This is a genomic window from Variovorax sp. J22G73 (assembly GCF_030317035.1).
In the GTDB taxonomy this organism is placed as follows: domain Bacteria; phylum Pseudomonadota; class Gammaproteobacteria; order Burkholderiales; family Burkholderiaceae_C; genus Variovorax.
In genome coordinates, this window is sequence record NZ_JASZYK010000001.1 from 1,485,605 (window position 1) to 1,510,945 (window position 25,341).

22 protein-coding genes and 3 tRNA genes are annotated in these 25,341 nt (G+C 65.5%); 20 read left to right on the forward strand and 5 right to left on the reverse strand.

Annotation, left to right across the window (positions count from 1 at the left end; all coding sequences use genetic code 11):
- Window positions 1-26 precede the first annotated feature (26 nt).
- The 5 genes from QTI51_RS06985 (at window position 27) to rimO (ending at window position 5,018) form a co-directional block, all read left to right on the forward strand.
- Window positions 27-2,216, forward strand: a complete 2,190-nt coding sequence (locus QTI51_RS06985; RefSeq protein WP_286513691.1) for a RelA/SpoT family protein — start codon at window positions 27-29, stop codon at window positions 2,214-2,216.
- Between the two features lie 48 nt (window positions 2,217-2,264).
- Window positions 2,265-2,341: transfer RNA gene (locus tag QTI51_RS06990), tRNA-Val, on the forward strand.
- Window positions 2,342-2,496: 155 nt separating this feature from the next.
- A complete protein-coding gene (locus QTI51_RS06995; protein ID WP_286512244.1) occupies window positions 2,497-2,880 on the forward strand; it encodes a hypothetical protein in 384 nt (127 codons plus the stop codon).
- A gap of 71 nt (window positions 2,881-2,951) precedes the next feature.
- Entirely contained in the window at window positions 2,952-3,512 is a 561-nt protein-coding gene (gene phaR / locus QTI51_RS07000; protein WP_116908905.1) for a polyhydroxyalkanoate synthesis repressor PhaR, read from the forward strand.
- 99 nt (window positions 3,513-3,611) lie between these two features.
- On the forward strand, window positions 3,612-5,018 hold the full coding sequence (gene rimO / locus QTI51_RS07005) for a 30S ribosomal protein S12 methylthiotransferase RimO (protein ID WP_116908906.1): 1,407 nt from the start codon (window positions 3,612-3,614) through the stop codon (window positions 5,016-5,018).
- A gap of 81 nt (window positions 5,019-5,099) precedes the next feature.
- On the opposite strand, the gene QTI51_RS07010 is transcribed toward rimO, so the two are convergent.
- Together QTI51_RS07010 and QTI51_RS07015 are read right to left on the reverse strand one after the other, a co-directional pair.
- Window positions 5,100-5,184, reverse strand: a tRNA-Leu gene (locus QTI51_RS07010).
- A gap of 230 nt (window positions 5,185-5,414) precedes the next feature.
- Window positions 5,415-5,499: transfer RNA gene (locus tag QTI51_RS07015), tRNA-Leu, on the reverse strand.
- 81 nt (window positions 5,500-5,580) lie between these two features.
- On the opposite strand from QTI51_RS07015, the gene rnr reads away from it, so the two are divergent.
- Both rnr and QTI51_RS07025 read left to right on the forward strand, forming a co-directional pair.
- Entirely contained in the window at window positions 5,581-7,881 is a 2,301-nt protein-coding gene (gene rnr, locus QTI51_RS07020) for a ribonuclease R (RefSeq protein ID WP_503011478.1), read from the forward strand.
- Between the two features lie 54 nt (window positions 7,882-7,935).
- Window positions 7,936-8,700 carry an SDR family oxidoreductase gene (locus QTI51_RS07025; protein ID WP_116908907.1) on the forward strand — a complete coding sequence of 255 codons (765 nt, stop codon included), beginning with the start codon at window positions 7,936-7,938 and terminating at the stop codon, window positions 8,698-8,700.
- A gap of 7 nt (window positions 8,701-8,707) precedes the next feature.
- Here QTI51_RS07025 and QTI51_RS07030 read toward each other — a convergent pair whose 3' ends face one another.
- Complete coding sequence (locus QTI51_RS07030; RefSeq protein ID WP_116908908.1) at window positions 8,708-10,186, reverse strand: NAD(P)H-hydrate dehydratase; 1,479 nt, start codon at window positions 10,184-10,186, stop codon at window positions 8,708-8,710.
- 40 nt (window positions 10,187-10,226) lie between these two features.
- On the opposite strand from QTI51_RS07030, the gene QTI51_RS07035 reads away from it, so the two are divergent.
- The gene (locus tag QTI51_RS07035) at window positions 10,227-10,652 is read left to right on the forward strand and encodes a hypothetical protein (protein WP_286512240.1); all 426 of its coding nucleotides are present in this window, start codon (window positions 10,227-10,229) and stop codon (window positions 10,650-10,652) included.
- On the opposite strand, the gene QTI51_RS07040 is transcribed toward QTI51_RS07035, so the two are convergent.
- Both QTI51_RS07040 and QTI51_RS07045 read right to left on the reverse strand, forming a co-directional pair.
- A complete protein-coding gene (locus tag QTI51_RS07040) occupies window positions 10,642-11,895 on the reverse strand; it encodes a D-amino acid dehydrogenase (protein WP_116908910.1) in 1,254 nt (417 codons plus the stop codon). The genes QTI51_RS07035 and QTI51_RS07040 overlap by 11 nt on opposite strands.
- Before the next feature lie 65 nt (window positions 11,896-11,960).
- A complete protein-coding gene (locus tag QTI51_RS07045; RefSeq protein WP_116908911.1) occupies window positions 11,961-13,283 on the reverse strand; it encodes an amidase in 1,323 nt (440 codons plus the stop codon).
- Between the two features lie 211 nt (window positions 13,284-13,494).
- Between QTI51_RS07045 and rpsB the strand changes: the two genes are divergently transcribed.
- The 12 genes from rpsB (at window position 13,495) to fabZ (ending at window position 25,327) form a co-directional block, all read left to right on the forward strand.
- Window positions 13,495-14,250 carry a 30S ribosomal protein S2 gene (gene rpsB / locus QTI51_RS07050; RefSeq protein ID WP_116908912.1) on the forward strand — a complete coding sequence of 252 codons (756 nt, stop codon included), beginning with the start codon at window positions 13,495-13,497 and terminating at the stop codon, window positions 14,248-14,250.
- 81 nt (window positions 14,251-14,331) lie between these two features.
- Complete coding sequence (gene tsf, locus QTI51_RS07055) at window positions 14,332-15,255, forward strand: translation elongation factor Ts (RefSeq protein ID WP_116908913.1); 924 nt, start codon at window positions 14,332-14,334, stop codon at window positions 15,253-15,255.
- A 96-nt stretch (window positions 15,256-15,351) separates the two neighbouring features.
- On the forward strand, window positions 15,352-16,074 hold the full coding sequence (gene pyrH / locus QTI51_RS07060; protein WP_116908914.1) for a UMP kinase: 723 nt from the start codon (window positions 15,352-15,354) through the stop codon (window positions 16,072-16,074).
- Between the two features lie 11 nt (window positions 16,075-16,085).
- Window positions 16,086-16,646, forward strand: coding sequence for a ribosome recycling factor (gene frr, locus QTI51_RS07065; RefSeq protein WP_116908915.1), 561 nt, complete (start codon window positions 16,086-16,088; stop codon window positions 16,644-16,646).
- A gap of 8 nt (window positions 16,647-16,654) precedes the next feature.
- A complete protein-coding gene (gene uppS / locus QTI51_RS07070; protein WP_116908916.1) occupies window positions 16,655-17,383 on the forward strand; it encodes a polyprenyl diphosphate synthase in 729 nt (242 codons plus the stop codon).
- A gap of 13 nt (window positions 17,384-17,396) precedes the next feature.
- Window positions 17,397-18,242, forward strand: coding sequence for a phosphatidate cytidylyltransferase (locus tag QTI51_RS07075; RefSeq protein WP_116908917.1), 846 nt, complete (start codon window positions 17,397-17,399; stop codon window positions 18,240-18,242).
- A complete protein-coding gene (gene ispC / locus QTI51_RS07080) occupies window positions 18,239-19,426 on the forward strand; it encodes a 1-deoxy-D-xylulose-5-phosphate reductoisomerase (RefSeq protein ID WP_116908918.1) in 1,188 nt (395 codons plus the stop codon). Before QTI51_RS07075 ends, ispC begins: the two co-directional genes overlap by 4 nt.
- 27 nt (window positions 19,427-19,453) lie before the next feature.
- Window positions 19,454-20,827: an RIP metalloprotease RseP gene (rseP, locus tag QTI51_RS07085; protein WP_116908919.1), complete on the forward strand. Its 1,374-nt coding sequence runs from the start codon at window positions 19,454-19,456 to the stop codon at window positions 20,825-20,827.
- Between the two features lie 38 nt (window positions 20,828-20,865).
- Window positions 20,866-23,301, forward strand: a complete 2,436-nt coding sequence (bamA, locus tag QTI51_RS07090; protein ID WP_116908920.1) for an outer membrane protein assembly factor BamA — start codon at window positions 20,866-20,868, stop codon at window positions 23,299-23,301.
- Window positions 23,302-23,853 carry an OmpH/Skp family outer membrane protein gene (locus QTI51_RS07095; protein WP_116908921.1) on the forward strand — a complete coding sequence of 184 codons (552 nt, stop codon included), beginning with the start codon at window positions 23,302-23,304 and terminating at the stop codon, window positions 23,851-23,853.
- Between the two features lie 14 nt (window positions 23,854-23,867).
- Complete coding sequence (gene lpxD, locus QTI51_RS07100) at window positions 23,868-24,845, forward strand: UDP-3-O-(3-hydroxymyristoyl)glucosamine N-acyltransferase (protein ID WP_116908922.1); 978 nt, start codon at window positions 23,868-23,870, stop codon at window positions 24,843-24,845.
- Entirely contained in the window at window positions 24,842-25,327 is a 486-nt protein-coding gene (gene fabZ / locus QTI51_RS07105; RefSeq protein WP_177206549.1) for a 3-hydroxyacyl-ACP dehydratase FabZ, read from the forward strand. Before lpxD ends, fabZ begins: the two co-directional genes overlap by 4 nt.
- The last annotated feature ends 14 nt before the right edge of the window (window positions 25,328-25,341 follow it).

Here is a 25,341-nt window from a genome sequence, read left to right on the forward strand (position 1 = left end):
AGACGGCACCCCTGTCCGACGCGAGCATGGTCGACTACCCGTTGTCCGCGGCCACGGCCGATCGCACGCCGGTGATGGAAAACATGCTGGCGCGCGCCCGTGCGTTCGCCGAGCCGCTGATTGCCGATGAAACGCTGGACACCGGCGAAAACACGCTGGCGCACGCCGACGCGGTGGCCGCCATCGTCGCCAAGATGGGCGGCTCCGAAGCCATGCAGGCCGCGAGCTACCTGGTGTATGCCTGCCAGCACCTGAACCGCCCGCAGGAGGTGATCGCCAAGGTGTTCGGCGACAACTTCGCGGCGCTCGCGGTCGAGACCACCAAGCTGGTGCGCGTGCAGGAGCAGGCGCGCTCGGCCGCGCAGGGCCACAAGATAGAAGGTGCGGGCGCGCAGACCGAGAACGTGCGCAAGATGCTGCTGGCGTTTTCGCGCGACCTGCGTGTGGTGATGCTGCGCCTGGCCTCGCGCCTGCAGACGCTGCGGCACGCGGCCGCGAGCAAGCAACCGGCGCCCGAGAGCGTGGCGCGCGAGTCGCTGCAGGTGTTCGCGCCGCTGGCCAACCGCCTGGGCATCTGGCAGGTGAAGTGGGAAATCGAGGATCTTTCGTTCCGCTTTCTCGAACCCGAGACCTACAAGCTGATTGCGCGGCTGCTCGACGAGAAGCGCATCGAGCGCGAAGGGCACATCGAGCAACTGCGTTCGCAACTGGAGCGCGAGCTGCAGCAAGAGGGCGTCAAGGCCACCGTGCAGGGGCGGCCCAAGAACATCTACAGCATCGTGAAGAAGATGCGCGGCAAGTCGCTCGACTTCGCGCAGGTCTTCGACATTCTTGCGCTGCGCGTGGTGGTGAGCGACGTCAAGGACTGCTATGCGGCGCTGGCGTGGGTGCATTCGCATTTCCAGCCGATCGACGAAGAGTTCGACGACTACATCGCGCGGCCGAAGCCCAACGGCTACCAGTCGCTGCACACCGTGGTGCGCGAGTTGGTCGACGGCAAGGCGGGCAAGCCGATAGAGATCCAGATCCGCACCGACGAAATGCACGACCACGCCGAGCATGGCGTGGCGGCGCACTGGGCTTACAAGGAAGCGGGCCACAAGGGTTACGCCGGTGTGTGGGCCAGCGGTGAGTACGACGCGAAGATCGCGGTGCTGCGCCAGCTGCTGGCGTGGGAGCGCGATCTGTCGGGCGGCCTGCAAGGGCAGGGCCTGTTCGACGACCGCATCTATGTACTGACGCCGGACGCGGCGATCGTCGAGCTGCCGCAGGGCGCGACGCCGGTCGACTTTGCGTACACCGTGCACACCACGCTGGGCCATCGTTGCCGCGGCGCGCGTGTCGACGGCGCGATGGTGCCGCTGAACACGCCGCTGTCGAACGGGCAGACGGTCGAGATCATTGCCGCGAAGGAAGGTGGCCCGTCGCGCGATTGGCTCAACGCCGAGCTCGGTTATCTGGCCAGCCACCGTGCGCGCGCGAAGGTGCGCGCATGGTTCAACGCGCAGATCACGCACGAGACGGTGGCGCGCGGACGTGAGGCCGTCGAGAAGCTGTTGCAGCGCGAGGGGAAGACGTCTGTGCGATTGGAAGACCTCGCTTCACAGCTGGGCTTCAAGTCGGCGGACAACCTGTTCGAAGTGGTGGGCAAGGACGAGTTTTCGCTGCGCAACATCGAGACGCTGCTGCGTCCGCCGGAGCCCGCGCCCGGTCCTGACGATGGCGTGCTTATCAAGAAGGCGCGCGGCAGCGAGAAGTCGGGCAAGGGCGGTGTGCTGGTGGTGGGCGTGTCTTCATTGATGACGCAACTCGCCAAGTGCTGCAAGCCCGCGCCGCCGGACGCGATTCGCGGCTTTGTCACGCGCGGCCATGGCGTCAGCGTTCACCGCGGCGACTGCAGCAACTTTCGCACGATGGCGTCGAAGAACAGCGAACGCGTGATCGAGGTGGAATGGGGTGTGCCGAAGAAGGGCGCGGACGCACCGGTGTATGCGGTGGACGTGTCCGTGGAAGCGGCCGATCGCCAGGGTCTTCTGCGTGATATCTCCGATGTGTTCGCACGCGAGAAGATGAATGTGATCGGCGTGCAGACGCAGTCGATCAAGGGCACGGCATGGATGACGTTCACTGTCGAAATCGCGGACGCTGCGCGGCTCACTCAGGTGCTTGGAATAGTGATTTCAGTAATTGGTGTGCGATCTGCACGTCGCCGCTAAAAAGTGCGATTTCTACTGCTACAATAAGTGCTTCTCGGACACATCCTTAGGCGCGTAGCTCAGCTGGTTAGAGCACCACCTTGACATGGTGGGGGTCGTTGGTTCGAGTCCAATCGCGCCTACCAATTTCTGTTCAGTCCCGGCCAACCACCGGATCAGTTGAACAGAGCAGACACCGGGTTCCCCGGTGTCCATATCGTCCTCAGTGGTGATGCAGCAAAAGACCATGGTACATCTTGTTGTGCTACCTTGATCTCACTGCAAACCATTTCCAATTTTCTTGACAAGCGATCTGATGAATACGCGATCAACGTTGGTTGATCGGGCTCATGCCGACAAGCGCCTTGCCGCATTGTTGAAGCAGGCTCCCCTCGAGTTTGCGCGTGCCGTCTACGGCATCAACGACCATGCCGGCGGTCGCACCGAAACCATGGCGGCGCGCGAAGTGGCGCGTGCCCAGCGGCAGGGCGTACCGTTGACCGAAGAGCGCGCCGAACAGCGTGCCCGCGCCTACCTCCCGACCATCGGGCAAGAGCATTGCCCGCGTTGCTGGGTGGTCTATGGGCAAAAGACGCCCCTTTATTTTCGCGATGCGGTCGATGAGCGGCCCGAAACGGGCTCCTGCCATTCGTGCGGCGCGGAGTACGCTACATCTCCGGACTGAGTGCAAAACGCGCGGTCAGGGTAAACCTTGTCGCGGCGCAGCAAAACCGCTCCCTAGAATCATCCGATGACATGGGCGTCCATGTGAAGGAGTCCGCAGTGCAGAGCAAGAAGTCCGGGGTCAAGCCGGTACAGCGTGTGATCAAGAAGTACCCCAACCGAAGGCTCTACGACACCGAGACATCCACGTACATCACCTTGGCAGAGGTGAAGCAACTGGTCATCCAGAACGCGCAGTTCGTGGTGCGCGACGCCAAGACCGGCGACGACCTCACGCGCAGCATCCTGCTTCAGATCATTCTCGAAGAAGAGGCGGGCGGCGCGCCGATGTTCACCGAGCAGGTGCTCTCGCACATCATCCGTTTCTACGGACAGGCGATGCAGGGCTACATGGGCCCTTACCTCGAGAAGAACATCCAGGCCATGACCGAGGTGCAGGCGCAGTTGGCCGACAAGGCCGAGGGCCTGACGCCCGAGATGTGGTCGCGCTTCATGAGCATGCAGTCGCCGATGCTGCAGGGGCTGATGGGCAACTACGTCGAGCAATCGAAGAACGTTTTTCTCCAGATGCAGGAGCAGATGCAGAAAAACACCGAACAGGTACTGGGGGCCTTTGGCATCAAGCGTCCCTGAGCGCCGCTCGGCGCTTCGAAAGCGAGTGCACGGCAACCCGGAGGGGAGGTTGTCCAATGGTTTCCCGGCTGTCGCAGATAGCTGGGACAATAGAGGCATATGAGCGAAGTTGCCTCCCCCGAACGTACAGCCACGCCGACCGCCCCCAAGGTCGGATTCGTGAGCCTGGGCTGCCCCAAGGCCCTGACCGATTCCGAATTGATACTGACCCGGCTGAGTGCCGAGGGTTATCAAACTGCCAAGACTTTCGAAGGTGCCGATCTGGTGATCGTCAACACCTGCGGCTTCATCGACGATGCGGTCAGGGAAAGCCTGGACACCATCGGCGAAGCGCTCGCCGAAAACGGCCGCGTGATCGTCACGGGCTGCCTGGGTGCCAAGACCGGCGACCAGGGCGGTAACCTGGTGCGCCAGATGCATCCGAGCGTGCTGGCCGTGACCGGCCCTCACGCCACGCAAGAGGTGATGGATGCGGTGCACGCGAACCTGCCCAAGCCGCACGACCCTTTCATCGACCTGGTGCCGAACACTTTCGGCGTCGCCGGCCTGAAACTCACGCCGCGCCACTACGCGTACCTGAAGATCAGCGAGGGCTGCAACCATCGCTGCACCTTCTGCATCATTCCTTCGATGCGCGGCGACCTCGTGTCGCGGCCGGTCGGCGATGTGCTGAGCGAGGCCAAGGCCTTGTTCGAAGGCGGCGTCAGGGAGTTGCTGGTGATCAGCCAGGACACCTCGGCCTACGGTGTCGACGTGAAGTACCGCACCGGCTTCTGGGACGGCAAGCCCGTCAAGACCCGCATGCTCGAACTCGTGCGCACGCTGGGCGAAATCGCCGAGCCGTATGGCGCCTGGGTTCGCCTGCACTACGTGTACCCGTACCCGAGCGTTGACGAGATCATTCCGTTGATGGCCAGCGGCCTCGTGTTGCCTTACCTCGACGTGCCGCTGCAGCATAGTCATCCTGACGTGCTCAAGCGCATGAAGCGCCCGGCCAGCGGTGAAAAAAACCTGGAGCGGCTGGCGCGCTGGCGCGAGGTGTGCCCGGAGCTTGTGATTCGCAGCACCTTCATCGCCGGCTTCCCTGGCGAGACGGAACAGGAATTCGAGCACCTGCTCGACTTCATTCGCGAAGCCGAGATCGATCGCGCCGGTTGCTTTGCCTACAGCCCGGTCCAGGGCGCCACCGCCAACGACATTCCAGGCATGCTGCCCGAGGCCGAACGCGAAGCGCGCCGTGCACGCTTCATGGAAGTGGCCGAGGCCGTGTCGATCGCCAAGCTGCAAAAGCGCGTGGGTGCCACGATGCAGGTGTTGGTCGATTCGGCGCCGGGCATGGGCCGCAAGGGTGGAGTGGGGCGCACCTACGCGGATGCTCCGGAAATCGACGGCACGGTTCGCCTGCTGCCGCCCGAGAAGATCAGCAAGACGTTGAAGGTTGGTGAATTCACTCGTGCGCGCATCGTGGGCGCCGAGGGCCACGACCTGATCGCACTGCCCGTTTGATGCGCATTCGAACGGACAAGAAAAAAGCCACCGGAGACCGGTGGCTTTCTTTGGATGACCTGGCGGGGGTCAGCTTGAATTTGGTGCCCAGAAGAGGACTCGAACCTCCACGATGTTACTCGCTAGTACCTGAAACTAGTGCGTCTACCAATTCCGCCATCTGGGCTTCATGTCAGCCGAAGCTTTCATGTTTTTTTGCTTCTCAGCAAAGACTGCAATCATATCAAACTTTTTGCGGCAAATTCGCTGCTGAGTTCGCTCGCGTGCACTTGTTTGTGCGTGGCGTGTTGCAACTTGGCTGCATTGTCCATTCGATGATGAATCGAGCGGGCATGAAAAAAGCCACCGGAGACCGGTGGCTTCAATCGAATGACCTGGTAAAGGTCTGTTTAAACTTGGTGCCCAGAAGAGGACTCGAACCTCCACGATGTTACTCGCTAGTACCTGAAACTAGTGCGTCTACCAATTCCGCCATCTGGGCCCACAGAACTGCCGAAGCAGTTATGTTTTGAATTTCAGGAAAGAAGGAGATCATATCAAAAATAATGTCACTTCCAGCGGCTTGCTGGATGAATTCGAAGGAACCGTTCAAGGTCATCGCGATGGCCACGGTTTCGTACAGCGCGACGACGGCGAAGCAGACATCTATCTGCCCCCGAACGAGATGCGGGCCGTGCTGCACAAGGACCGCGTCAAGGCGCGCGTCGTGCGACAAGACCGCCGCGGCCGCCCCGAGGGGCGCGTCGTGGAAATCGTCGAGCGCCCCGAGCAACCGATCATCGGCCGCTTGCTGCATGAAGGCGGCATCTGGCTTGTCGCGCCCGAAGACAAACGCTACGGGCAAGACGTCCTGATTCCCAAGGGCGCGACCGGTCCCGCGAAGGTGGGGCAGGTCGTCGTCGTGCAGCTCACGGAGCCGCCGGCGTTGTTCGGCCAACCCGTGGGTCGCGTGAAGGAAGTGCTGGGCGAAATTGACGACCCCGGCATGGAAATCGAAATCGCCGTGCGCAAGTACGGCGTACCGCACGAGTTTTCCGCGGAGTGCCTGGCCGAAGCCAAGGCGCTGCCCGAGAAGGTCCGCCCCGCCGACAAAAAAGGCCGTGTCGACCTCACCGACATTCCGCTCGTCACCATCGACGGTGAAGACGCGCGCGACTTCGACGACGCCGTGTACTGCGAGCCCGCGAAAGTGGGCCGCGGCAAGGGCTGGCGCCTGCTGGTGGCCATCGCCGACGTGAGCGCCTATGTGAAGACCGGTTCGCCGATCGACATCGACGCCTACGACCGCGCCACCAGCGTCTACTTTCCGCGTCGCGTCATTCCGATGCTGCCGGAGAAGCTGTCGAACGGCCTGTGCTCGCTGAACCCCGAGGTCGAACGCCTGTGCATGGTGTGCGACATGCTGGTCGCGGCCGACGGCGAGATCTACGCCTACCAGTTCTACCCGGCCGTCATGTTCAGCCACGCGCGCTTCACGTACACCGAAGTGGCGGCCATCCTCGGCAACACGCGCGGCCCCGAAGCGGCCAAGCGCAAGGACCGCGTGAAGGACCTGCTGAACCTCGCCGACGTCTACAAGGCGCTGCTCAAGCAGCGCGGCAAGCGTGGCGCGGTCGACTTCGAGACCACCGAGACGCAGATCATCTGCGACGACGCCGGCCGCATCGAGAAGATCGTGCCCCGCACGCGCAACGAGGCGCACCGCCTCATCGAAGAAGCCATGCTGGCGGCCAACGTGTGCAGCGCCGACTTCATCGCCGAAGGCAAGCACCCGGGCCTGTTCCGCGTGCACGAAGGCCCGACGGCGGAGAAGAAGGAAATCCTGCGCGGCTACCTCAAGGCCATGGGTGTCGGCCTGAGCATCACCGACGACCCCAAGCCGGGCGAGTTCCAGGCGATTGCAACGGCCACCAAGGACCGCCCCGACGCGCAGCAGATCCACACCATGCTGCTGCGCTCCATGCAGCAGGCGATCTACACGCCGTTCAACAGCGGCCACTTCGGGCTGGCGTACGAGGCCTACACGCACTTCACGAGCCCGATCCGGCGCTATCCCGACTTGCTGGTGCATCGCGTGATCAAGGCGATTCTCACGAAGACGCGCTACCAGCTGCCGATGCTGCCCACCCCTGGCGAGGCGCATGCCAAGCTGGCCAAGCGGCTCGCGTCGCGCGTGAAGGCGCCGACCAACAAGCCGCAGAAAGCCACCATCGCGCCCAGCAAGGAAGTGCTGGCATGGGAGGCCGCCGGCCTGCACTGCAGCGCCAACGAGCGCCGCGCCGACGAGGCCAGCCGCGACGTCGAAGCCTGGCTCAAGTGCAAGTACATGCGCGAGCACCTCGGCGAGGAATACGGCGGCGTGGTCACCGCGGCCACCACCTTCGGCATCTTCGTCACGCTCGACGCGATGTATGTCGAAGGGCTGGTGCACATCACCGAGCTCGGCGGCGAGTACTTCAAGTACGACGAGATGCGCCAGGAGCTGCGCGGCGAGCGCACCGGCATCCGCTATGCCATCGGCACGCGCGTGCGGGTGCAGGTGAGCCGCGTCGACCTGGACGGCCGCAAGATCGACTTCCGCCTCGTGCGCGAAGGCGAGGACCTGACCTCGCGCGCTATGAAGGACAAGGGCGCCACGTCATCCGGCGTGACGGTGAAGGCGTCGGCCAAGCGCGGGTCGCGCCACAAGGGCGAGGCCGGCGGCGCGGAGCCGCGCGGCGACCGCAGCGACCGCGGCGATCGCGTGGAGCGCTCGGACCATGGCGGCTCGGCCGCGGTGGGGCCGCAGTCGGCCATGCAGGCCTTCAAGTCGGCGGTCAAGAAGGCCGCCAACAAGATGAAGGGGCGCAAGCCGCGCCGCTGAAGCCTTGCCGCATGACACATCGACAACCTGAAAAAAGAGAAAGAGACACAGAGCATGAGCGCTGAAGACAACAAGGGCCGCATCGCCATCGTCACCGGAGCGGGCTCCGGCATCGGCCGCGCCGCGGCGCTGGCGTTGCTGGGCGACGGCTGGAGCGTGGTGCTGGCCGGACGCCGCCTGGAGCCGCTGGAGCAGGTGGCCGAGGAATCGGGCGCGGGCGCGCGTGCCTTCGCGGTGCCCACCGACGTGGCCAAGGCCGAGTCGGTGCAGGCCCTGTTCGCCGCCACCGTCGAGCGCTTCGGGCGCGTCGACCTGCTGTTCAACAACGCCGGCGTGGGCAACCCGCCGGGCCCGTTCGAGGACTGGACGCCCGAGCAATGGCAGGGCGTGGTCGACATCAACCTGACGGGCATGTTCTTCTGCATCCAGCAGGCGTTCCGCACGATGAAGGCGCAGACCCCGATGGGTGGGCGCATCATCAACAACGGCTCCATCTCGGCCACCGCGCCGCGGCCCAACTCGGCCGCCTACACGTCCACCAAGCACGCGGTCGAAGGCCTGACCAAGACCGCGTCGCTCGACGGGCGCAAGTACGACATCGCCGTGGGCCAGGTGGACGTGGGCAACGCCATGACCGAGCTGGCGTCGCGCATGGCCAAGGGCGTGGCGCAAGCCAACGGCGAACTCGCCATCGAGCCGCTGATCGACGTGAAGATCGTGGGCCAGTCGGTGCTCTACATGGCGAACCTGCCGTTGGAAGCCAACGTGCTGTTCCACACGATCATGGCGACGAAGATGCCCTTCGTCGGCCGCGGCTAGGCGGTTTTCAGACGGGCGCGCGGCGGGCCAGCGTGCCCGCCGTGAGCGGGGCCGCATCGCTTGGCCACGTGTCAGCGATATGGCCGTGCTGCCAGACCGCTTCGCGCGCCGCGTCGAATGCGGGCCGACGCGCCTCCAGTGCGGTCAGTGCGGCCAGTGCCGCGCCGATCATGCCGGCCAGCACGTCGCCGGTGCCGGCCGTTGCCAGCCGGGCATTGCCGGTGAGGTTGACGACGGGCAACGCCTTGCCTGCATCGGCAATCACCGTGCCCGACCCCTTGAGCACCGCTACCACGCCGAAGCGTGCCGCCAGCTCACGTGCCGCCGCCAGCCGGTCGGCTTGAATCTCGGATGCGGTGCACCCCAGCAATCGCGCCGCTTCCAGCGGATGCGGCGTGATCACGGTCGGCGCCGCGCGCTTGCCGCGTGACACCAGCTGCGCCTGCAGCGCGCCATCGGCCGCGATGGCATTGAGCGCATCCGCATCGAGCACCAGCGCTGCCGCCGTCGACAGCACGCGCGGCAGCAGTTCGCGCACCGCCTCTCCACCGCCGCAGCCGCAAACGGCGGTCATGGCCGACAGGTCCAGCGCGCGGGCGTCGCGCAGCATCAGCTCGGGCTGGGAGACATCGACCGGTGCCGCGCTCGCATCGAGAAGCCCGACGAACACCCGGCCCGCACCCGCATGCAGGGCCGCGGAGCCGGCCAGCAGCGCCGCACCCGCCATGCCCGACGCGCCGCCGACCACCGCCACATCGCCATAGCTGCCCTTGTGCGACGCGTGGGTGCGCGGCTGCGCCTCGGGCGCGCCGGCCAGGCGTGCGGTGGGTTGGTCCTTGGAGGTGCCGCAGCCCAGGTCGTCGAACCAGACGGTGCCTGCGGCGTCGCGGCCCTGGGCGGTGAACAGGCCGGGCTTGAGCGTGAGGAAGGTGATGCAGGAGCGGCTGGATCCTTGCGCAGGGTCGGCGCCATGGGCCAGCGTGCCGGTGTCCGCATTCAGTCCCGAGGGCACGTCGACGCTGAGCACCGGGTGTGCACCGGCATGCATCGTCGCGAGCCATTCGGCCATCGCGCCTTCGGGCGGTCGGCTCGAGCCGATGCCGAGCAACGCGTCGATCGCCAGGTCGCAATGCGAAGGCGGCTGTGCTGCGATGGTGACGCCCGCGTCGCGAGCCCGTTGCAGCGACGCCTTGGCGTCCGGTGGCAAGCGGCCTTCGTCGCCGGCGAAGGTGACGACCGGAAAGAAGCCCCGATGCCGCAACTGCGCCGCCGCCTCGAAACCGTCGCCGCCGTTGTTGCCCGGGCCGCACGCCACCCAGATCGTCCGCGCATGTGGCGCGATCGCCATCGCGAGCCGCGCGACCGCGAGGCCTGCGCGTTGCATCAGCGTGTGGGCGGGCAAGGCGGCGGCCGCGGCCTGCTCGATGCGGCGCGTGGCGGCGATGTCGAACAGATCGGCGGCTGTGGCGGACGTGATGCGGTGCATCGAGCCATTGTGCCGCCGTGCCTCCTATCATCGAACGATGATGCTCAAGACCCTTGGCTGGCTGCTGGTCCTTCTGCTGGCCTGGTTTGCCGGCTTCGCCGGCATGGGCATGGCGCTGATCGGCGGCGCGGGGTGGGCGCTCGGTTTGCTCGCGGTGGTGTGGGGGCTGTTCCTGCTGGCCGTGACCTTGCGCCGCGTGCCGCTGCGCGACATTGCCTGGGCCGCGAACCTCGGCTACGGCTTCGGCGTGATGCGCTGGCTCGACGTGCCGGCGGAAGCGGGTTCAGGCGCCGTGCGCTGGCTGGCGATGGGCGCCAGCCTGCTGTGCCTCGTGTTTTTCGGCCTGGTGGCTCCGGCGCTGCTGGCATGGATCGCCGGCAAGTGGATGCCGGCACCCGAGCCTGAACTGCCGGTCGAGCAGCCGGCCAGCCCGGAGCGCCTGCGCCGATGGGGCCCTAGAGACTGAGGCGCTCGACGCCCAGGCCTTCGAGATCGACGCCCGGGTCCTGCCCGCCGATCAGGTCGCCCAGCACGCGTGCGCTGCCGCACGACAGCGCCCAGCCGCTCGAGCCGTGTCCGAGGTTGAGCCACACGCCCGGAATGCCGCTGGCGCCGAGCACGGGCGGGCCGTCCGGCAGCATCGGACGCGCGCCTTTCCATTGCTGGACGCCCGACTGCAGCGTGGCCGCGCCCGGAAACCAGTCGTGCAGCACCTTGTAGAGCGTCTGGATGGCGGCGGGACTCATGGTGTCCAGCGAACCGCCGATTTCGGCGCTGCCAGCCACGCGTACGCGCTGGCCCAGGCGAGAGATGGCGACCTTGTAGCGCTCGTCCATCACCGCGCTGCGCGGCGCGTTGAGCGGCTCGCGAATGGGCGCGCTGACCGAATGCCCGTACACCGGCGCCATCGGAATGCGCAGGCCCAGTGGGCGCAATAGCGAAGCGGACGCCAGGCCGGCGCACACCACGACCGCGTCGTAGCGCACGGGCTCGGAGCCGCTCGCCAGCGACAGCGAGGTGGGGGCTGCGCGGCTCAGCGGTGCGATGTCGCAGTTGAAATGAAATTGCGCGCCGAAGGCCTCCGCCTCCCACTTGAGCAGCAGCGCGAACTGGCGGCAGTTGGCCACTTCGTCTTCCGGCAGGTGGATGGCGCCGGCCAGCGGGGTGTCGGGGTTGAGCGCGGGTTCGAGCAGGCGGGCCTCGTCGGCATCGACCTCGCGAAACACGCTCCCGGCCTGGCGCAGCACGTCGAGCCCGGGCTGCACCAGCTTTTTCTCGCGCTTGGAGCGCAGCAGCACGAGATAGCCGTCGCTGCGCTCGTAGCTGAGCTCGCGCGCCTCGGTCACCTCGTGCAGCCGGGTGCGGCTGTAGAAGGCCAGGCGCTGCATGCGGGCGCGGTTGGCCAGGTAGGTTTCGAGCTTGCAGGCCTTCTGCCAGCGCGACATCCAGCCGATGTCGCGCGAATTCAGCGGCCAGCGCAGCTTGATGGCGCCGTGCGAGGAGAGCAGCGAGCGCAGCACCTTGCCGCGCATGCCGGGGGCGGCCCACGGCGTGACATACCCGGGTGCGACCACGCCCGCGTTGGCGAAGCTGGCTTCTTCTGCGGCGGCGCCTCGGCGCTCGAACACGGTCACTTCATGACCGTCGGAAACCAGTTCCCAGGCGGTGGTGACGCCGATGATGCCGGCGCCCACGATCGCGATTTTCATTGAGTGTTCTAGATAAAGGAGATGGCCGACGCCCCGAAGCCCATTGGGTGCGGCGGCGGCAGCTGTTATTTTTGCAGCGCTTGCTCGGTTTGGAGCGACACGGCCAGCACGGCGTCGTCGTGCAGCGCGGCGTGCCACAGCATGAGGCCGACCGGCAATTCACCGGCAGCGTGGCAGGGCAGCGAGAGGGCGCAGCCGTCGAGCATGTTGACGATCGACGGGTTGCGCAGCAGCAGGGCGTTGACGCGGAAGAACTCGTCGTCGCGCTTGGCACCCGGTGCCACGCTGGCGATCGACGGCGCGGTGATGGGCACCGTCGGCGACAGCACGGCATCGAAGGGCGCCAGCCTGGCCTCGACGCGGGCGATCCAGTCGCGGCGGGCGTTGACGAGGTCGATGTATTCGTGCGCCTTCATGCTGGCGCCGCGCAGGATGCGTTGCGCCACGCGCGGGTCGTAGCCGGCGCCGCTGCGCTCCAGCAGCAGCCGGTGCCAGGCGTGGGCCTCGGCAGCGGAGAAGCCGCCGGTAGCATTGATGGTGGACAGCTCGGCGAGCTCGGGCAGCTCGATTTCCTGGATGCGGGCGCCGGCGGCGCGCATCGTTTTCAGCGAACGCTCGAAGGCGTTGGCCACAGCCGGCTCGATGGCGTCGAAAAAGACGTTCTTCACCACGGCCAAGCGGTAAGCGGCGAGCGGGGCGTTGCCGGCAGTGACGCGCCGGGCGGCCAGGATTTCGTGCGCTGTGATGGCGTCGCGCACCGAACGGGTCATGGCGCAGACGGTGTCGAGCGTGGTCGACAGCGGCAGCGCGCCGTCGGCGGGGGTGAGCCTGGCCGTGTTCTTAAACCCGACGATGCCGTTCAGCGCCGCCGGAATGCGGATCGAGCCGCCCGTATCCGATCCCAGCCCGATGAAAGCGGCGCCGCTGGCGACCGAAATCGCGGCGCCGGAGGACGATCCGCCGGGAATGCGCGGCGTGGCGGCGTCGCTCACGTTGGCGGGCGTTCCGTGGTGCGGGTTGACGCCGACGCCCGAGAAGGCGAATTCGGTCATGTTGGTGCGACCGGTCAGCACCCCGCCGGCTGCACGCAGCCGTGCCACGGCGAGGGCGTCGGAACGGGCGGCGGGAGCGTGGCTCAGGACCACCGAGCCGGCCGGGGTCGGCTGGCCCTCGATGTCGAACAGGTCCTTGGCGGTGAAGGCCAGGCCGGACAGCCGGCTGTCCGGGTTCGATTCGGCGGCGGCCTGGCGGGCCTCGTCGAACATCGGGCGGGTGAAGACGTGGTCGCAGGCCGGCGACCGGGCGATGTCGATGACGCGCTCCATTTCGGTGCGTGCATCGTTGCCACCTGCCAGAAGGGTGAGACGGGTGGCGTGGAGGTCGTTCATGGGTGGCTGCAGATGCCGCGCGGGCGGCTCGGGTTCAGGAAAGAGAGGGCGGGAGGCGTGCTATACTCTTTGGGTTTCGCTGGTCGAGCAACGGCTCCCGTTGCATCCAGCCAGACACATCCGCAAACCGGCCCAATCAAGGTGTTGTGACTCAGTTCAAAAGAGCACAAAACGGGCTGGATTTTAGACCCAACCTTTGGAGTAATTTCTAATGTCTACCACCATGCGCGAAATGCTGGAAGCCGGTGTCCACTTCGGTCACCAAACCCGCTTCTGGAACCCCAAGATGGCTCCGTTCATCTTCGGTCACCGCAACAAGATCCACATCATCAACCTGGAAAAGTCGCTCCCGATGTTCCAGGACGCGATGAAGTACGCCAAGCAGCTCACCGCCAACCGCGGCACGATCTTGATGGTCGGCACGAAGCGCCAGGCCCGTGAAATCGTGGCGGCTGAAGCCCGTCGCGCTGGCGTGCCTTTCGTCGACACCCGCTGGCTCGGCGGCATGCTGACCAACTTCAAGACCGTCAAGACCTCCATCAAGCGTCTGAAAGACATGAAGGCCCAGCAAGAAGCCGGCCTCGACTCGCTGAGCAAGAAGGAGCAACTGACCTTCTCGCGCGAAATCGCGAAGCTCGAAAAGGACATCGGTGGCATCCAGGACATGGCTGCGCTGCCGGACGCGATCTTCGTGATCGACGTGGGCTTCCACAAAATCGCCGTCGCCGAAGCCAAGAAGCTCGGCATTCCGCTGATCGGCGTGGTCGACTCCAACCACTCGCCCGAAGGCATCGACTACGTGATTCCCGGTAACGACGACTCGTCGAAGGCCGTCACGCTGTATGCACGCGGCATCGCCGACGCGATCATCGAAGGTCGCAACAGCGCCGGTGGTGATGTGGTCAAGGCCGTTGCCGAAGGCAGCAGCGACGAATTCGTCGAAGTCGAAGAAAGCGCTTCGGCCTGAGCGGGTGCCTTCACGCGCCTGAAGAAGGGGCTTGGTGCCCCTTTTTTTTAACCTGATTTTTGGATTTTCGGAGATACACAAATGGCTGCAATCACCGCAAGCATGGTTGGCGAACTGCGCGCTAAGACCGACGCGCCCATGATGGAATGCAAGAAGGCTCTCACCGAGGCCGAAGGCAACATGGAAAAGGCCGAAGAGCTGCTGCGCATCAAGCTGGGCAACAAGGCTGGCAAGGCATCGGGTCGCATCACGGCCGAAGGCGTGGTCACGGCTTTTGTCGACGGCGCTGCCGGCGGCATGATCGAAATCAACTGCGAGACCGACTTCGTCACCAAGAACGACAGCTTCCTGGCCATGGCCAACGCGGCCGCCATGCTGGTCGCGAAGAACAGCCCCGCTGACATCGCCGCCCTGGGCGCGCTGGCCTATGAGCAAGACGGCTTCGGCCCCACGCTCGAAGACGTGCGCAAGGGCCTGATCGGCAAGATCGGCGAGAACATGAGCTTCCGCCGCTTCAAGCACTTCGCCGGCAACGGCAAGCTCGCTTCGTACCTGCACGGCACGCGCATCGGCGTGATGGTCGAGTTCGAAGGCGACGACACCTCCGCCAAGGACGTGGCCATGCACATCGCCGCCATGAAGCCTGTCGCCATCCAGGCATCGGACGTGCCCGCCGAGCTGATCGAAAAAGAACGCGCCGTGGCTGCCGGCAAGGCTGCCGAAGACCGCAAGGTTGCCGAAGCCGAAGGCAAGAAGCCGCAGCCCGACGACATCGTTGCCAAGCGCATCGAAGGTGGCGTGCAGAAGTACCTGAAGGAAGTCTCGCTGCACAACCAGCCGTTCGTGAAGAACGACAAGCAGACCGTCGAGCAGATGCTCAAGGCCGCCGACACCTCGATCAAGGGTTTCACCCTGTACGTGGTCGGCGAAGGCATCGAGAAGAAGGTCGACGACTTCGCTGCCGAAGTGGCCGCGCAAGTCGCCGCTGCCAAGGCTGCTGCCTGATCTCGCAGCCACTACAGCGGCGGTGCGCAAGAGCGTGCCGCCGCTTTTTCACCGCCACGTTTTACACTCGCCCCCGCCAACCAAAGGAAATTGCCCATGTCTGATCCCCGCCCAGCCCACAAGCGAATCTTGTTGAAGCTGTCGGGAGAGGCACTGATGGGCGACGACGCCTTCGGCATCAACCGCGCCACCATCGTGCGGATGGTCCAGGAGGTGGCCGAGGTCGTGAACATGGGCGTCCAGGTGGCGGTCGTGATCGGTGGCGGCAACATCTTCCGCGGCGTCGCGGGAGGCTCCGTCGGCATGGACCGCGCCACGGCCGACTACATGGGCATGCTGGCCACGGTCATGAACTCGCTCGCCCTGGCCGACGCGATGGACAAGCAGGGCCTGGTGGCCCGCGTGATGTCCGCCATTGCCATCGAGCAGGTGGTCGAGCCCTATGTGCGCCCCAAGGCCCTGCAGTACCTCGAAGAGGGCAAGGTCGTGGTGTTCGCGGCCGGCACGGGCAACCCGTTCTTCACGACCGACACGGCCGCGGCGCTGCGCGGTGCCGAAATTGGCGCCGAGCTGGTGCTCAAGGCGACCAAGGTCGACGGTGTGTACACCGCCGATCCCAAGACCAACCCCAATGCAACGCGCTATTCCTCGCTCACGTTCGACGAGGCGATTGCGCAGAATCTCGGCATCATGGACGCCACGGCCTTCGCGCTGTGCCGCGACCAGAAGCTGCCGATCAAGGTGTTCTCGATCCTCAAGAACGGCGCGTTCAAGCGCGTCGTCATGGGCGAGGACGAGGGCACGCTGGTGCATGCCTAGGAGCCAATAAGATGACCATTGCAGACATTCGGAGCACGACCGACGCGAAGATGAACCAATCACTCGCGGCGTTCCAGAACAACCTCACCAAGATCCGTACCGGCCGCGCCAACTCGGCGCTGCTCGACTCGATTCATGTCGAGTACTACGGCTCGCAGGTGCCGCTGAGCCAGGTGGCCAACGTGTCGGTGCTCGACTCGCGCACCATCAGCGTCCAGCCCTGGGAAAAGGGCATGGGCGCCAAGATCGAGAAGGCCATTCGTGAAAGCGACCTGGGGCTGAACCCGGCCTCGATGGGCGACCTGATCCGCGTGCCGCTGCCCGCCATGAGCGAAGAGCGCCGCAAGGAAATGACCAAGCTGGTCCGCAACGAAGGCGAGAGCGCCAAGATCGCCACGCGCAACCTGCGCCGCGACGCGAATGAGTCGGTCAAGAAGCTGGTGAAGGACAAGCTGGCCTCGGAAGACGACCAGAAGCGCGCCGAAGCCGAGATCCAGAAGGTCACCGACCGCCACATCGCGGAAATCGACCGCCTGATCGCGGCCAAGGAAGCGGAGATCATGGCCGTTTGAGGCCTGCCATGGCCTCCACATCGCCGCGCATTCCGCACCACGTTGCCATCGTCATGGACGGCAACGGCCGTTGGGCGACGCGGCGTTTTCTTCCTCGCGTGGCGGGGCACAAGCAGGGCGTGGAGTCGCTGCGCCGCTGTGTCAAGGCCTGCGCCGACCGCGGCGTGGGCGTGCTCACGGTGTTCGCGTTTTCCTCGGAAAACTGGAACCGCCCCGTCGAAGAGGTCTCCGGGCTGATGGAGCTGATGGTCGGCGCGCTCGCGCGTGAAGTGCCCCGGCTCAGCAAAGATGGCGTGCGGCTGCGTTTCGTCGGCGAACGCGCGGGCCTTTCGCCCAAGATGGTGAAGGGCCTGGTCGACGCCGAGGAAGCCACCGCGCACAACACGCGCATGCAGCTCAACGTGTGCTTCAACTACGGCGGTCGCTGGGACATCGCAAAGGCCGCAGCCAAGCTAGCGGCGCAGGGCGAGCCCATCACTGAGGCCAGCCTGGACCGCGCCATGGCGCTGGCCCATGTGCCCGACCCGGACCTGTTCATTCGCACCGGGGGCGAGCAGCGCCTGTCGAACTTCCTGCTCTGGCAGAGTGCCTACGCCGAGCTTTTCTTCAGCGCCAAGTTGTGGCCCGAGTTCGACGAAGCCGCGCTGGACGAGGCCATTGCCGCGTTCCAGGGCCGCGAGCGCCGCTTTGGCCAGACGTCGGCACAGGTCTCGGCCCCACAAGGCCTCACGGCCTGACACACTTCCCCGCATGCTCAAACAACGCATCCTCACGGCGATCGTGCTGCTCGCGATCCTGCTGCCGGCGCTGTTCTACCGAAACCACATTCCCTTTGCCTGCGTGATGCTCGTGCTGATCGGCGCGGCGGCATGGGAGTGGGGGCGGCTGAACGGCTATGGCCAGCGGCTCTCGGTGTTCCTGGGCATCGAGACGGTGGTGCTGTGCGGGCTGTCCTGGTGGCTGGGCCTGCTGGAGCAGCCGCTTGCGCTCATGTGGACCTTGGCCAGCGCGGCCTGGGTGCTGGGCGGCGCGGCGTTGCTGAGGGTGGCGGTGCCGGGCTGGCCGCGCATTCCGCGTGGATTGCGACTGGTCGGGGGGCTGCTGGCGCTGTGGGTCGCGTGGCTCGCGGCGGTGCAGGCCCGCATGATCGGCATCAATTTCTTGCTGTCGATCCTGGTGCTTGTGTGGGTGGCCGACGTGTTCGCGTATTTCGCCGGCCGCGCCTTCGGCCTGAAGTTCACCCGCAACAAGCTGGCTCCGGCCATCAGCCCCGGCAAGAGCTGGGAAGGCGTGTGGGGCGGGATGATCGGCGTGGTGGTGCTGGCCTTTGCCTGGGTGTGGGCCGACAAGGCCGCCGGCGCGACAGTCGCCAGCCTGTACACCCGGCTCAACGAGCGCGGCTGGTGGCTCCTGCTGCTGGGCGCGCTGTTTCTTTCTGCGATGAGCGTCGTCGGCGACCTTGTCGAATCTCTGATCAAGCGCAGCGCCGGCGCCAAGGACAGCAGCCGGTTGTTGCCGGGCCATGGCGGGGTCCTCGACCGCGTGGATGCCCTCTTGCCCGCGCTGCCCATTGCCATGATGCTGGCCTTCCTGTGAACACTCCCAGACAACGCGTCACGGTGCTCGGATCGACCGGTTCGGTCGGCGTGAGCACGCTCGACGTCATCGCGCGGCACCCCGAGCGCTTCGAGGTTTTCGCGCTTTCCGCGGCCACCAGGGTCGACGAGCTGCTGGCGCAATGCGCGCAGTTCTCGCCACGGTTCGCAGTCATGGCAAGCCCGCCGCATGCCGCCTTGCTGGCTGAAAAGCTCAACCAAAGCGGCCTGAAGACCGTCGTGCTGACCGACGCCGATGCTCTTGAAACGATAGCGTCGCACGACGAGGTCGACGCCGTCATGGCGGCCATCGTCGGCGCCGCGGGCCTTGGCCCCTGCCTGGCGGCTGCGCGTGCCGGCAAGCGCTTGCTGCTGGCCAACAAGGAAGCGCTCGTCGTCGGCGGCGAGTTGTTCATGCGCACGGTGCGCGAGGGCGGCGCCACGCTGCTGCCCATCGACAGCGAGCACTCGGCCATTTTCCAGTCGCTGCCCGAAGACCCGTCCACCTGGGCACGGCGCATCGACAAGATCATCCTGACGGCCTCGGGCGGCCCATTCCGCACGCGCGCGCCCGAAACGCTGGGCTCGGTCACGCCGGAGCAGGCATGTGCCCATCCGACCTGGGTCATGGGCCGCAAGATTTCGGTCGATTCGGCCACCATGATGAACAAGGCGCTCGAGGTGATCGAGGCGCGCCATCTGTTCGGCGTGTCGCCGGAGCAGATCGAGGTGGTCATCCATCCGCAGAGCGTGGTGCATTCGATGGTGCAGTTCACCGACGCCTCGGTCATGGCCCAGCTGGGCACGCCCGACATGCGGGTGCCGATCGCCGTCGGCCTGGCATGGCCGGAGCGCATCGAAAGCGGCGCGGCGCGGCTCGATTTCCGCGAGATGTCGGCGCTGACCTTCAACACGCCCGACCCGGCGCTGTTCCCGGGACTGGGCCTGGCCTGGCATGCACTGCGCGCCGCGCCCGGCACCACCGCGGTGCTGAATGCGGCCAACGAGGTGGCGGTCGAAGCCTTTCTGGACCGCCGTTTGCGTTTCGATCGCATTCATGCGGTCAACATGGAAACTTTGGAGGCGGTCTCTCCCTCCAAGCCCGCATCGCTCGCCGACCTCCTGGCGCTCGATGCCAGCGCGCGCGCGGCGGCCAATGCCGCGGCGCTGCGTTTCGCGGCCTGACGCTCCCCCTGGAAACCAAGGATTCCGATGCTGCTCACTGTCATAGCCTTCGTGGTCGCGCTCGGTGTCCTGATTGCGGTGCACGAGTACGGCCACTACCGCGTCGCCGTGGCTTGCGGCGTCAAGGTGGAGCGTTTCTCGGTCGGCTTCGGCAAGGCGCTGATCCGCTGGCAGCCCAAGCGCCAGCATCCGGGGCAATCGACTGAGTTCGTCATCGGCGCATTTCCGCTCGGTGGCTACGTCAAGATGCTCGACGAGCGCGAAGGGCCGGTCGCGCCTGAAGAGCGCCATCGCGCCTTCAACACCCAGCCTTTGCGTTCGCGCGCGGCCATCGTGGCTGCAGGGCCTATCGCCAACCTGCTGCTGGCCGTGGTGCTCTACACGGCAGTCAACTGGATCGGCGTGCAGGAGCCGGTGGCCAAGCTGGCGCGGCCAGTGGCGGCGTCGCTGGCCGAGGCCGCGGGCTTGCGTGGCGGCGAACACATCACCCAGGCCGGCTTCGACGGCGACCTGTCGCCCGTTCAATCCTTCGAAGACCTGCGCTGGCGCATGACGCGCGGCGCGCTCGACGGCCACGACCTGACGCTCGAAATCGCGGGAGAGGGCGGCAAGCCCGCGCGCCAGGTCGTGCTGCCCCTGAGCCGCATGGAGACCCGGGACGCCGACCCGCAGATGTTCCGCAAGATCGGAGTGCTCGCACCCCTGACGCGCCCCGAAATCGGCGAAGTCATGGCTGGCGGCGCGGCCGAGCGTTCGGGGCTGCGCAGCGGCGATGTGGTGCGCAGCATCGGTGGCACGGCCATCGTCGACGGACAGCAGTTGCGCGAAGTGATCCGGGCCTCGGTCGATGGCGACCAGCCGCGCATCCAGCCCTGGCAGCTCGAGCGTGGCGGCCAGCCGCTCACGCTCGACGTGAAGCCCGAGGTTCGGGAAGAGGGCGGCGCCAAGGTCGGGCGCATCGGTGCCTACGTGGGCACCGCCCCCGAGATGTTGACGGTGCGCCAGGGTCCGGTCGACGGCGTCTGGCGTGGCGTGGTGCGCACCTGGGAGGTGTCGGCACTGACCGTGCGCATGATGGCCAAGATGGTCATCGGCGAGGCATCGCTCAAGAATCTGAGCGGCCCGCTCACCATCGCGGACTACGCGGGCAAGTCGGCGAGCCTCGGTTTCACGCAGTATCTGGTGTTCCTGGCGCTCATCAGCGTGAGCCTGGGCGTGCTCAATCTCATGCCGCTGCCGGTCCTCGATGGGGGGCACCTGATGTATTATCTTTGGGAGGGCCTGACCGGCAAGAGCGTCTCTGACGCCTGGATGGAACGGCTTCAGCGCGGGGGTGTCGCCCTGCTGCTGGTCATGATGTCGGTCGCACTCTTCAACGACGTCACGCGGCTCTTTGGTTAACTTTCTGCCGGCCCTTTCCGTGCCGGCTCAATTCACAGATGAACAAAAACTTCAGTCGCTTTCGCCTGCGTAGCGTTGCCGCGGTGGTTGTCAGTGCGCTCGCAGCCACTGCAGCCTGGGCCGTCGAGCCTTTCACGGTGCGCGACATTCGCGTCGAAGGCCTGCAACGCGTCGAAGCCGGCACGATCTTCGCATCGCTGCCGCTGCGCGTGGGCGATACCTACAGCGACGAGCGCGGTTCGGCCGCGATCCGTGCGCTGTTCGACCTGGGGTTGTTCAAGGACGTGCGCATCGACGTGAACGGCAATGTGCTGGTGGTCATCGTCGAAGAGCGCCCGACCATCGCCGACGTCGATTTCGTCGGCACCAAGGAATTCGACAAGGCTGCGCTGCAGAAAGCTCTGCGCGAAGTCGGCCTGACCGATGGCCGTCCTTACGACAAGGCGCTGGCCGACCGCGCCGAGCAAGAGCTCAAGCGCCAGTATGTGAGCCGCAGCCTTTACAACGCGCAGGTCGTGACCACGGTCACGCCCATCGAGCGCAACCGCGTCAACCTGACGTTCACGGTCACCGAAGGCGAGTCGGCCCGCATCCGCGAAGTGCATGTGGTCGGCAACAAGGCCTTCAGCGAATCGACCCTGCTGAGCCTGTTCGACCAGGACAGCGGCGGCTTCATGAGCTGGTACACCAAGTCGAACCAGTATTCGCGCGCCAAGCTCAACGCCGACCTCGAAACGCTGCGCTCGTACTACATCACCCGCGGTTACCTCGAGTTCCGCATCGATTCGACCCAGGTCGCCATCTCGCCGGACCGCAAGGACCTGACGGTGACGGTCAACATCACCGAAGGCGAGAAGTTCGTGGTGTCGAGCGTCAAGCTCGACGGCAACTACCTCGGCCGTGACGACGAGTTCAAGTCGCTCATCACCATCAAGCCCGGCGAGGCCTACAACGGCGACCAGGTCACCGAGACCACCAAGGCCTTCAACGACTATTTCGGCACCTTCGGCTACGCCTTCGCTCGCGTGCAGGCGCGTCCGGAGATCGACCGTGTCAACAACCGCGTGGCACTCACGCTGCAAGCCGAACCTGCACGCCGCGTGTACGTGCGCAAGGTTTCGGTCGGCGGCAACAACAAGACCCGCGACGAAGTCATTCGCCGCGAGTTCCGCCAGTTCGAAGCCTCCTGGTACGACGGCGACAAGATCAAGCTGTCGCGCGACCGCGTGGACCGCCTGGGCTTCTTCACCGAAGTGAATGTCGATACGCAGGAAGTCCCCGGCTCGCCCGACCAGGTCGACCTGACTGTCAACGTGACCGAAAAGCCCACCGGCAGCCTGCAGTTGGGCGCCGGTTACTCGAGCGCTGAAAAGGTTGCGCTGACCTTCGGTATCTCGCAGGAAAACGTGTTCGGCTCGGGCAACTTCCTGGGCGTGCAGGTCAACACCAGCAAGTACAACCGCACGCTGTCGCTGACCACCACCGACCCGTATTTCACGCAGGACGGCATCTCGCGCACGATCAGCCTGTACCACACCACCACGCGCCCTTATTCCTCGTCGATCGACGGCGACTACAAGCTGGTGAACCAGGGCGGGTCGATCCGCTTTGGTGTGCCGTTCAGCGAAATCGACACGGTGTTCTTCGGCATCGGCCTCGAGCGCTACGCGTTCGACGCGAACAGCGCAACTGCCTTCTCCGGCCTGACCACGCCACCTTCGTACCTGCGGTACTTCCAATGCCAGAAGGACCCGACCGGCATCCTGGTGATCGGTTGCGACCAGAAGAGCGTCTGGGGCGTTCCTTTGAGCATCGGCTGGGGCCGCGACAACCGCGACAGCGCGTTGATTCCGACCACTGGCCGCCTGCAACGCGCCAACCTCGAAGTGGGTGCGGCCGGCGACATGAAGTACGTCAAGACGAACTACCAGTACCAGCAGTTCTTCGCGATCAACAAGCAGTACACCTTCTCGATCAACGGCGAAGTTGGCTATGCCAAGGCGCTGGGCGGCAAGGTCTACCCGATCTTCAAGAACTTCTACGCGGGTGGCCTGGGCTCGATCCGTGGCTTCGAGCAGAACTCGCTGGGTCCGCGCGACGTGCCGCTGTTCGGCCAGACCGAAGGCGCGGCCATCGGCGGTACCAAGAAGGCGATTTTCAACGCCGAGCTGAGCACGCCGTTCCCGGGCGCCGGCAACGACCGCACGCTGCGGCTGTACGGCTTCTTCGACGTCGGCAACGTCTTCGGTTCGCGCTCGGCCGGTTCGACCGACGAGCAATGGAAGGCTGAGAAGAAGCTGCGCGCATCGGTCGGCCTGGGCGTCAGCTGGATCTCGCCGCTGGGCCCGCTGCGCCTGGCCTATGCCTTCCCCATCAAGTCCCAGAAGGAAGTGACAGACCCGAGCACCGGGTTCATCACCATCCCCAAGGATAGAATCCAGCGCCTCCAATTCCAGATCGGAACGTCTTTCTAAATGAAGCATTTGATTCGCGCCGCGGCCGGCGCGTTGTTGATTCCCGCAGCGCTGTTCGTTGCTGCGCCCGCCCAGGCGCAAGCACAGGAAACCTTTCGCATCGGTTTCGTGAATCCGGACCGCGTGCTGCGAGAGGCACAACCGGCCAAGGCCGCCCAGGCCAAGCTCGAAGCCGAGTTCCTGAAGCGCGAAAAAGACCTGACCGGCCAGGGCGATGCACTGAAGGCCGCGTCCGAGAAGTTCGAGCGCGAAGCGCCGACCCTGTCGGAAAGCCAGCGCGTCACTCGCCAGCGTGCGCTGGTCGACCAGGACCGCGACTTCCAACGCAAGCGCCGTGAGTTCCAAGAAGACCTGAACGCGCGGAAGAACGAAGAGCTGCAGCAGGTCTACGAGCGAGCCAACCGCGTGGTCAAGCAGGTGGCCGAGGCCGAAAAGTACGATGCCATCCTCCAGGAGGCCATCTACATCAACCCGAAGCACGACATCACCGACAAGGTGATCAAGGCGCTGAACGCGTCGGTCAGCTCTTCTGCGCCTGCGGCTGGCAAGTAACGCCGGGAGCCGGCGTGTCATTGCAGCTTGGAGCCATCGTTGACGCCCTCGGGGGCGAGCTTCATGGCGATAGGGCGCTGTCCATCGCGCGGCTTGCGCCGCTGCAGAATGCACAGCCCGATGCGCTCAGTTTCCTGAGCCATCCCAAATACCAGCAAGAGCTCGCGGCCTCGAAAGCCGCCTGTGTCATCGTGTCGCCCGCCATGCGCGAAGCTGCCGAGGCCCGCGGGGCGTTCATCGTCACGCCCAATCCTTATTTCTACTTTGCCCGCCTGACACAGCTCTGGAAGGCGAACCACGCGCGTCCGGATGCAGACCTGGTGCACACGAGCGCGGTGATCCATCCCGAGGCACACGTCGACCCGACGGCGCGCATCGGCGCGCTGTGCGTGGTGGAGCGGGGCGCACGCATCGGCGCGGGCACCGTGCTGAAGTCGCGTGTAACGGTCAGCGAAGACTGCACCCTTGGCGAGCGCTGCTTGCTGCATCCCGGCGTGGTCATCGGCGCTGACGGCTTCGGCCTGGCGCTGCACGAGGGGCAGTGGGTCAAGATCGAGCAACTGGGCGCGGTGCGCATCGGCAACGACGTCGAAATCGGTGCCAACACCTGCATCGACCGCGGCGCGCTCGACGACACGGTCATCGAAGACGGCGTGAAGCTCGACAACCTGATCCAGATCGGCCACAACGTGCGCGTCGGCAAGAACACCGCCATGGCGGGGTGCGTCGGCGTGGCCGGCAGCGCCACCATCGGCGCCAACTGCACTTTCGGTGGCGGTGCCATCGTGCTGGGCCATCTGACGGTGGCCGACGGCGTGCACGTGTCCGCCGCCACGACGGTTACCCGTTCGATCCACAAGGCCGGGCAGTACACCGGCATGTTTCCCATCGATGACAATGTGAACTGGGAAAAAAATGCGGCAACGCTCAAGCAGTTGCACAGCCTGCGCGAACGACTGAAGGCGCTGGAGAAGGCTCCCTCGAAAAAATGACGACGATGCAGGAACAGAACATCATGACAAAGCCAGCGATAGCGCTCGATATCCACCAAATCCTCAAGCTGCTGCCCCACCGCTACCCGTTCCTGCTGGTGGACCGTGTGCTCGACATGGAAAAGGGCAAGCGCATCACGGCGCTGAAGAACGTGACCATGAACGAGCCGTTCTTCAACGGCCACTTCCCGCACCGTCCGGTGATGCCGGGCGTGCTGATGCTCGAGGCAATGGCCCAGGCCGCTGCCTTGCTGTCGTTCCATTCGCTGGACATCGTGCCCGACGACAACACGGTCTATTACTTCGCCGCCATCGATGGCGCGCGTTTCAAGCGGCCTGTGGAACCCGGCGACCAGCTGACGCTCGAAGTCGAGATCGAACGCATGAAAGCGGGCATCTCGAAATTCAAGGGCCGGGCCCTGGTTGGCAGCGAACTCGCTTGCGAAGCGACGCTGATGTGCGCGATGCGCCAGATCAACTGATCCGGCCGCACTCA